Origin of the sequence: Sulfurimonas sp., assembly GCF_016744025.1 — a bacterium.
Taxonomy (GTDB): Bacteria; Campylobacterota; Campylobacteria; order Campylobacterales; family Sulfurimonadaceae; genus Sulfurimonas.
Genome location: NZ_JADGFC010000104.1, coordinates 1 through 9,442 on the forward strand (window position 1 = coordinate 1; position 9,442 = coordinate 9,442).

9 protein-coding genes are annotated in these 9,442 nt (G+C 29.5%); 5 read left to right on the forward strand and 4 right to left on the reverse strand.

Going from position 1 to position 9,442, the window contains the following annotated elements:
* Positions 1-210 precede the first annotated feature (210 nt).
* Entirely contained in the window at positions 211-612 is a 402-nt protein-coding gene (locus QZZ48_RS12160; RefSeq protein WP_294966241.1) for a hypothetical protein, read from the reverse strand.
* Between the two features lie 67 nt (positions 613-679).
* Between QZZ48_RS12160 and QZZ48_RS12165 the strand changes: the two genes are divergently transcribed.
* The 5 genes from QZZ48_RS12165 to QZZ48_RS12185 all read left to right on the forward strand — a co-directional run bounded on the left by QZZ48_RS12165 (position 680) and on the right by QZZ48_RS12185 (position 4,354).
* Positions 680-937 (forward strand): hypothetical protein, encoded by a 258-nt coding sequence (locus QZZ48_RS12165; protein WP_294966244.1) that lies wholly within the window; start codon positions 680-682, stop codon positions 935-937.
* 324 nt (positions 938-1,261) lie between these two features.
* Positions 1,262-2,533: a HEPN/Toprim-associated domain-containing protein gene (locus tag QZZ48_RS12170; RefSeq protein ID WP_294966247.1), complete on the forward strand. Its 1,272-nt coding sequence runs from the start codon at positions 1,262-1,264 to the stop codon at positions 2,531-2,533.
* Positions 2,534-2,535: 2 nt separating this feature from the next.
* Positions 2,536-3,279 carry an endonuclease gene (locus QZZ48_RS12175; RefSeq protein ID WP_294966250.1) on the forward strand — a complete coding sequence of 248 codons (744 nt, stop codon included), beginning with the start codon at positions 2,536-2,538 and terminating at the stop codon, positions 3,277-3,279.
* Between the two features lie 90 nt (positions 3,280-3,369).
* Positions 3,370-4,044: a hypothetical protein gene (locus QZZ48_RS12180; RefSeq protein WP_294966252.1), complete on the forward strand. Its 675-nt coding sequence runs from the start codon at positions 3,370-3,372 to the stop codon at positions 4,042-4,044.
* 16 nt (positions 4,045-4,060) lie between these two features.
* The gene (locus tag QZZ48_RS12185; RefSeq protein WP_294966255.1) at positions 4,061-4,354 is read left to right on the forward strand and encodes a hypothetical protein; all 294 of its coding nucleotides are present in this window, start codon (positions 4,061-4,063) and stop codon (positions 4,352-4,354) included.
* A 123-nt stretch (positions 4,355-4,477) separates the two neighbouring features.
* On the opposite strand, the gene QZZ48_RS12190 is transcribed toward QZZ48_RS12185, so the two are convergent.
* The 3 genes from QZZ48_RS12190 to QZZ48_RS12200 are packed head-to-tail and all read right to left on the reverse strand — an operon-like array spanning position 4,478 to position 9,247.
* Positions 4,478-7,342, reverse strand: coding sequence for a hypothetical protein (locus QZZ48_RS12190; RefSeq protein WP_294966257.1), 2,865 nt, complete (start codon positions 7,340-7,342; stop codon positions 4,478-4,480).
* On the reverse strand, positions 7,314-7,940 hold the full coding sequence (locus QZZ48_RS12195; protein WP_294966260.1) for a hypothetical protein: 627 nt from the start codon (positions 7,938-7,940) through the stop codon (positions 7,314-7,316). The genes QZZ48_RS12190 and QZZ48_RS12195 overlap by 29 nt, the downstream gene beginning before the upstream one ends.
* Complete coding sequence (locus QZZ48_RS12200; RefSeq protein WP_294966263.1) at positions 7,937-9,247, reverse strand: tyrosine-type recombinase/integrase; 1,311 nt, start codon at positions 9,245-9,247, stop codon at positions 7,937-7,939. Before QZZ48_RS12200 ends, QZZ48_RS12195 begins: the two co-directional genes overlap by 4 nt.
* Positions 9,248-9,442 lie beyond the last annotated feature (195 nt).

A 9,442-nucleotide genomic window follows, 5' to 3' on the forward strand; every position in this document is an offset into this window, starting at 1 on the left:
TAAATACTGAGTTAGCTAAAGCAAGTGCATGCTGTTCAAAGATATGCTCATCTTCTCCTAACTCTTTATTGAAATGACCCTTTTCGATACCTTCTTTTAATAGTTTTGAAATAAAGTGGACGTCTCTTGCCTCTGAATTGTATAGTTCTATATTTTTTATATTCATTATATAACCTTTTAATATTATTTTACGGGTTGTATTTCTCTAGTTTAATTGAAACGTTCATCAAATTCTTTTAGAAATTTACTTTTATTCCAGTCCATATTTACAGTAACATAGCTTTTTGAATCAATGACTTGCCTTTTAATTACACCCATTTGTTCAAGTTGTCGTTTTACAGTTTTTACATACTGTATAGAACTGTTTATTTTTTTATTTTTTAAATTTATCTTTTCTATATCATCTAAAGCTTGATAACTGTCCGTATCTTGTACTTTAGAAAAACCAGAATGAAAGGCAATTAACCTGTTTGAAACAATGCATACTGGATTGTCTAAGTCATAATCAGTATAAGAAATAATTGTTGCTAAAACATTTATTTGACCTCCATTCAGATATTTTATAAACCAAGGATACATACCTATCGGTGTTATGTTTAAATTTTTTTTCATAATTTTATTATATAACTTAATGTTAAATATTGTAATATAAAAGTTAAAATTCACCTAAGGAATTACTATGAAGATATTCATATCTATTATATTTATTGTCACTACAATACTTGCACAAACAAATATGAATGATAATATTAAACATAATGAAGTACAAACTTCAAAACAAATATGTAAAGAGAATAAAAGTCTTGAGGTTAAACAAAGAGGTTGTTGTTCTTGGCATGGTGGAGTAAGTGGATGTTCTAATGGTCGTGTTACTTGTAATGATGGAACATATAGCCCTAGTTGTACTTGTGTAGTTCCACAAAGTCCTTTAGGATAACTTTCATATAAATATTGTTTTATATTATAATTTAAAGAGAACAAAAAGGTATGGTTTTTAGAATCTATATCCTCATGTATAGTTTGGACATAGATTGTATAGTTAAATAGAGTTGCCTTCGAATGGTTAATTGAACCTACTGCTAGGTTTAATAAGCGGAGATAATTGAATAGGTTTAAAACTAATTACCAGTTAGTTCCTAGCCGTAGTTGAAAATAACTTCAATTTGTCTTTATAAAATTGTACCATATTTAAACGATTAAGAGCTTATATGCAGTTAGAATATAATTCAATAGTAATACGATAAATAAAATAGGAGTATTAATGGGTTCTTATGCCAATCTATCAGTCAGCAATCATCTTATCCATCTTTCTAAAAGTTATGTTAATAATGAAGTTATGACTCTTTTTACTACTTCTGATAAAACTGGCAATGGTGAGGTGTGTAAATATACTACTACTGTCAAAATTGCTATTAATCGTCTTGAAATAATGGGATTTACTTTAGATAGAGTTGAACAAGACCTTGTATCAAGTATTAGTGTTATATTAGAGAGACTGAAAGAATATATAGATGATTCCTTGTATCGCGAACTTAATCTATATGATGCAGAATTTGCAATGTTAGAAACACTTAACTTTAGTTCTTTAGTAAAGGCTTTTACTGAAATAAGAATAGCTGGTTTTGAATTTTATGATGAAGATGCATTAAAAACTTACAATAACCTTTCTGATGAGGCAGTTTTTTTACTTAAAGAAACCCATTTATTTGATGATACTTTAAATGATGGAAGACTACTTAATTATCCCTCACCAAATATACGCTTATTCTTAAGAGCATATTTAGAATCCTGTAATAAAGATGAATCAATCGTTTTAGATTTAAGTGATGTTGTGTCCTCTGGATATTATAATGAAAATGATGATATTAAAAGTATTTCTTCATCGCAACTAATTGGAGAATACGATAAGAACTCAAAAATTATAATTTTAACGGAAGGTTCGTCAGATAAAACTATGATAGAGGATTCTTTATGCCTACTATACCCACATTTGGTTGACTACTATTCGTTTATGGAGTTTAATGAATACAAAACAAAAGGTGGGGCTAGTTCACTAGTAGAACAAGTAAAAGCCTTTTCAGGAGCAGGAATCAAAAACAGAATAGTCGCAATCTTTGATAATGATACAGCAGCTTATGATGCTCAAAGAGCTTTAGAGAAAATCAATTTGCCTAACAACATATCTATATGCAATTATCCAGATATTCCAATAGCAGAAAATTATCCAACACTTGGCCCATCTGGTAAGGAAATTATTAATGTCAATGGACTAGCTGCAAGTCTTGAAATGTATTTAGGTAAAGATACATTAGAAGAAGAAGAAGGTGAATTGATCTCGGTTCAATGGAAAGGCTACAATGAGGTTCTTAAAAATTATCATGGCGAGTTATTATCTAAGAAAAAGATACAAAATCGATTTTATGAAAGACTTGCTGAGTGTAAAAAAGATTCAGAGAAGATATCTAATTACGACTGGTCTGGAATAGAACTAATATTACATAGTATATTTGACAACTCACGCTTGAGAGGATAATTATGTTAATACCAAATCAAATGAAAAAAATACTACTTCTATTATTCTTATCAACTTTATTATTTAGTGCAAACGAATCATTCTTAAAATCAAAAAAAGAACTTCGTAAAATATACAGAGATCATCAAACAACTATCTATTGTGAATGTAAATACAACTACAAAGACAAAAAAAATATGATTGACAGAAAATCATGTGGATATAAACCCCGTAACGAGAGAACTAAAAAAGGTAAAGTGAATCAACGAGCCAGAAGAATTGAATGGGAGCACCTAATACCTGCTGAAAACTTTGGTCGTCAATTCTCTTGCTGGAGAGAAGGAGATCCTAAATGTGTTAGTTCTAAGGGTAAAAAGTACAAAGGTAGAAAGTGCTGTACTAAAGTTAATAAGAAATATAAAATCATGCAAGCAGACATGCATAATCTATTTCCAGCAGTAGGTGAACTTAATGCGGATAGAAAGAACTTTAAGTTTGACTTTGAACTAGCTCAAGCAAAGCAGTATGGTGAGTGTCAATTTAACGTACTGTTTAAACAGAAGAGAACTAGAGTTAGAGAAGAGATTAGAGGGATTATAGCTAGAGATTATTTATACTTTAACAAGCAATATGACATGAAACTCTCAAAACAAGAGTTAAATAAATACAATGCCTGGAATAAACTCTATCCAGCCGATGAGTGGGAAATAGAACGCAATAAGAGAATTGCTAAAAAACAAGGTAATTATAATGAATTTATTAAATAAGGACTCAGCAAATGGCAAAGATTAAATATTTAGATAATTTTGATATATCTGATAAAACAAATAAGTCTATAGACTCTATAAAGTGCAATAATGGATGATATATATAACAATTTGTTTTTACAAGCAAAGCAAAACTTTCTTAAATTGGGAATACCAGAAAGTGAATTAGATTCGTATATTTACGATCCAACAAAGCATGATATAAATAAAGAAGCTTATCAAGATATGCAATGGTGCAACAATTATATACTCAATGGTTTTGACTTTTCAGGTCAAAGGGGATTATGCACTTATTTATGTTCAATGGGTTCAAGTGCATACACTATAGCGTCTAAAATAAACATGTCCTTTATCACTATAGGGAAAGTGTTGCATAACGACAAGAATATCTTCAAAGTGCCGAAGAAAGATGTTTTAATAGAAAAGTTTATTGAAGAGCAAAAAACCACTCAAGACGTGCAGCTTGGCGGCAGAATGCATGCTTGGATAACATTAGAAAATGGATTGATTGTAGATCCTAGTTTGTATCACACTTTATATCAAGATGGTACAGTTTTAGTAGAGAGACCTTTAGATATGCAGACTAAGTTTAACTTGGTATATAAGCCATATGTTGTCACTGGAATGGATGATATGACTAAAGTGCATAAACTTATTGAATCTCATGAGCAAAATGAACAGAATATAAAAAAAGAAGTTTTTAAAAGATATATTAATAATAATTATTCTGAACTTAACTATTCAGACATTACAAAAAAATTCTAAATAAATAGGAGTTGAATTGACTAAAGATGTTAAAGAATACCTCGATGGACTTGAAAAGGCCTTACAACAAGATTCATATGATGTTGACAAAAAATATGGAAGAGCAATGATTTTTTCAAAGTATAATAAATCTAATAATACTTATAAAATCTCTTTGGGCGAGTTATTTGGTGATTTTGATAACTATGAGAATAAATATAATATAAATATAAATGATTTTTATATTATTGCTAAAGGCTATGAATACACTTTTAAAAAGATACAAAAAGAGATCTTTTTAATCTTATCTACTAATACGACTAGCCTTTAGTTTTTTAAATTTCATAATATAATTAGATACAGTTAACTATGATTATTGATAACCTTTCAAGGATTAAGTATTCGATAGTTTTTCTTGTTAGTTATATTAATCACCTTTTAGGTGATTAATATATTACTGTAATTTCTTAATAAAGCTGTTTAGCATATTATTTTGTTTAGCGCCTAAATAAACAGACATAAGCCAATCTAGCATCTTTGTTTCATCTTCTAATATAATCTCGAGCTCTTTATTAGGATCTTTATTTATAAGATGAAATGCTTTTATCATTAGTACAGCTATTCCATGATGGTCTTTTTCAACGCCCATCTTCATCGCATTATAATTAGTCTTTAAATAGGATAATTCAATTGCTTCAAGAGTATTACCAATAATATCGCTACTTTGAGTATCCTTTCTAATAGGTAGATTTTTGTCATTTTTTATATCCTTTTCAATTTTTGTTAATATCTCAAACCATCCCATGACTTCCTCAAAGAGTAAATCTATTCCTTCACTTTTACCATTATTTTCATAACCAGCACTTTGTTCTTCATATATTTCCTTTGAAAGACGATAGAAGTTTATAAGTTTGAGATTAGCTTGATGAATAACACCATCTAAAAATATTCTTCCAGTAATCAGATAAGGGCAAAGCGAACATCTGTTTTCCCTTCCATCTGGACATTTGATACCTGGACATATACCAAATATCATAGGAGTCCATGTAGATGGATGTGAAGATATAGCGACCTCAGTACCTTTAGCTACTTGAGTACTGTTATTGGAATCAGATGAACTCTTCCTAGAGAGAGAAAATAAATTATTATCTTTGAACGCCTTGTCCATTTCATAAGGATTTTTAGTATCATAATTATTTGGTATTTCATCAAGTAAGAAGTTCTTAATATTTTCAGGTGTATCTTCTCCATCTGTTAAAAAAACTTTATTAACTGCAGTGGATAGTAGATCTCTTTTCTCTTCAAGTTCTAACTTGTTATAAACATTAAGGAGCATGTCTGGACTAGTATGTCCAGTAAGTTTCATTACTAGTGAGATACCTAGACCTGCTTCAAGGTATCTTGTCGCTCCAGTGACTCTTAAAGAGTGTATATCATAGCTAGATGCAATACTTTGAAAGTAGTTATCCGGTTTTGAATTTAACTCTTCGATATCTTTTGGTAATTGTTTATCATCCTTTGCCCATAGAATTTGAACTTTTTTATTACAATCTTCTTGTGCAAATTTATCATTAATTTCAATTTGATATTGCATAAGAACACGCTTGAAGTAGTTCATATGTGTATGCTGTGAAATAGGCTTATAATTTTTTGGTGTAATCATAAGTGGTGTAATATCGTCCCACCTTGAATTTTCATCATCATTATAAACTATCTTAGGAAGATGTGGAAAATATACTTTATGCCACTTCAAAAAATCTGATAAAAAATTTAATTGTTCCCATACATTTGGTATTTCTTGAAGATACGCTCTTCCAGTATTTTTATCCGTATTTACAATAATAGTATTTACATTACCAAATTCATCCAACTCAAATGATTTCTCTCTGCACAGATTCCTAATTTGAGAACCTCTTAATGGGATAAATAAATGTATAAGAATCATAATTGGAAATACTGGATACACATCTTTATGTTGCCACCAATCAATATCAGCTTTAGCTTTATCCCATATAGTTTGAGTTATTGGTGGTCTTTGTGTTAGAATATCACTTAAGTGTTGTAGCATATGCTTAGGCATAGCTTTTCTGGATGATAAGCGTTTTATCTTTTTAATGCGTGGAATATGCTTTAATACATATGGAGTCACTAGCTCCATATATTTTAATAATCTAACAATATAGCCTAGAACACTTCCCGCTGACGATTCAGAACGCCTACTCTTTACATATTTGATAATACTATCTTCATTGATAGGATTAAACATATACTCGATTAGTTTGGTGTCTATTCTTGCATGTGAATGGTATTTTATTAAGTACTCTAAAAAAAGCTTAATATTGTAAGAAACACTTTTCAATGTTCTAGAACCCAAACCGTCATTTTTAAGATATAGCATAAACTCTTGAGATTTTTTACTTATTTCTTCAAGGTTTGGATATCGCTGAGCGTCTATTGTATTGCTTATAAATCTAGTTGGGTTACTCTTATCAATATTAGAGTTTTCCTGTCTATTGTTTGGTGGAGCGATATCAACTCTTCCACTATTTACTAATATACGTCTTATATCATTAAGCTGATATAGATATGTATCACCTCTAGTTGTAATATCTAATTCATGATTTATAATATATGATTCTACCTGATCTAGATCATCATCTCTAATGTTTTTTAGTTTATTTAACTGTGTCGCTGTAAGAAGATGAATGATTGTTGATATATAGTTTCCTATAGAATTTTCATTTTTATGAGTTTTTCTAAGAAGTTCCGTATATATATTTAAAACTTCATTCTCTCCAAAATAATGTTTAAATTCATAATTCCTTGATATTATTTGTTTATCAAATGATAAAGGATACAGTAGTTTTCCATTATTGTATTGATATAGAAAAAATCTATCTATCATTGTATTGGTATTAATCAGTTTGCCAAGTTTAGAATCATCATAGTTAATGAGTTTATCAACTAGCTCTTTGTACGAGGTTTGAGCGATATATTGATAAGAACCATTAATATTCTTTTGTACTATTACATTCAGTGTACCTTTTATCCCAAACACCTCTAGAACTTTATCAGATGCTGTTCCTAAGAACTCGTTTGAATCAAGTGTATATTTTTGTTTAAAATTGACTTGTTGGTTTTTTTTATTAGTTGATAAATTTGGAATATCATATTTAATATAAAAATTTACAAATGATAACCAATCATCTACAAGTGTTTCATGGGCACTTTTTAAAAATTGGAACTTACCTGATAAGTTCACCTTTGGTAGTGAATCTACATATGTATAATTATGCTCCATCTCCCGTATTGTCTTCATTAGTTCTTACCTCTTTAGGAAATATTTTTCTAAATATAGAACCCTTTAGTATAAGTGTTCCAAGTGCGGCAAGTTTTACATCAAATGTATTTTTATCTATATATAATATTTTTTCTTCTAAAAGAGATTTAATTGCGTGTTCAAGCGCAAATTTACACTCCTTAGTATCTATAGTGTTTGAAACCTCTATATTTGTGTTCGAGATATCAATACTATGCTCTGCAACAATATCTTTTAGTATTTTCAAGTTATTTTCTTTTTCTATATTTGAAATCCTAAGTTTATATATCTCTGCCATAAGTTCAGCTTGACTTAACTCTTTTAATGACTTAGATGATAACTCTTCAGGAGCTTTTATATTATTTTGTGAGCTATTCTGAGCTTCTTTAATTAATGCTGCATACATCTTATTTTTTGATAAAGCTGGGACTGATAAACCTTTTTCACCATCAAGAGCAATATCTTTAGTAACTTTAGATATATTAGCCATTGAAATATTTCCACCAAATTTCTTGATGTGCTCAATTGCTTTCTTCACTAAAGCAGTATTATGTTTAACTTTCTCTTCTTGATAGATCTTAAAATTATTATCACTCACAATGCGTCCTTTGTATTAGCAAAGATTTTCTCTCCAGCTGCTTTAATTAGCCTACGCTTACTTTTCTCTGTAAGGTTAAAATAAATCATAGTTGAATCTATATTACTATGTCCCATAGCCTCTTTCGTGAGAGAAAATACAACTTCTTGACCAGTTTCAGCAAATACTTCAGCCATTGCTACACCAAACATATGTCGCAATGAGTGCAACCCTATATTAGTAGGTATATGATGACCTTGCTCATTTAATATTTCAATATGCTTTTTAAATTTTGTAAAGATACCTCTTGGTTTTAATCTTCTACCCGTATTACTGACAAAGAAAAAAGGGTGTACTTTATCTCTTAGGTTTTCTTTTATGTAGTTTTTATTATTAGTATATTTAGATATAGATTCAAAGAATATTCTTTTAAACGAATCATTTATCCAATATAGTGGTTCATGCTTAAGCGGTATTGGATATTTGAACTGGATCGTTAAATCGTTGTGCTCTTTATCTCTTTGTATATCTATACCATATCTGTTTAGCAACCACTGTTTTCTGTAGTTTCCATATATGTCTTGATAATCCAAAGTTGGGTCAAGTAACCATATATCTTCTTTTTCGTAGTCAATATCATACAAAGTTAAATTTATGGCTTGTCCAATCCTAGCTGAACATGCACCCATTAATAAGTATAATAATTTTTCTCTAGGTTCGGCAATTTCCAGCAGAGCTTTAAAACTCTTATATGGAAATGCTTTAATTGTTTTTGAGCTTTTAATAGGGACTCTATAAGGTTTTATAATTCCCTGTTTTTTACCAAAAGTCTCTAGGTATGACTTTGACATTTTTATGTCTAGTGCACCCAATGGACCTTTCTTACTCTTCTTATGTTCATAGAGTGTATCTATGAAATTTTTATTTTCTACTAAGTCACTTTCATCTATATAATACATATAACTGCTTATACCAATAAGAGCATTATTTATAGTTTGTTTAGACTTAGCTTTTTTATTTATTACTGTAATTATGACATCCATTTTCAGATAGTCATCATATACAGTTTCTTTAATTTTATATCCACTCAACAGCGCTTCTCTAAATCTTGCAAGATAAAAAGCGAATGTTTCATTTTCTTTTACATCATTGTATAGGGTCCACACCCAAAACTCATCCATCATCCTTGCATACGATTTGATTGTGGATGGAGAACAATTCCTTATGGTAGCTAACCATAAAGTCCATTCTAATGAGTTAAATAACTTCACAACTTTTTTTTCAAAGGTATGAGCTACACTGAACCCTCTATCTATTTTGACTATCATAAGATAGTCTTTTTAATTTTACATTTGGCAAGTAAAATCTTACCTACCAGTATTGTATTTGTTAATAGTAAACAAGTCAATATGTATGTGTATATTAACTCCATCTTAAAAATGATTATATTTTTCATCAAAAAATCCTCTATTTTATGTCACTGCTTAAACTAAATAGTCTAATAGTAAATTGTACCTAGAATT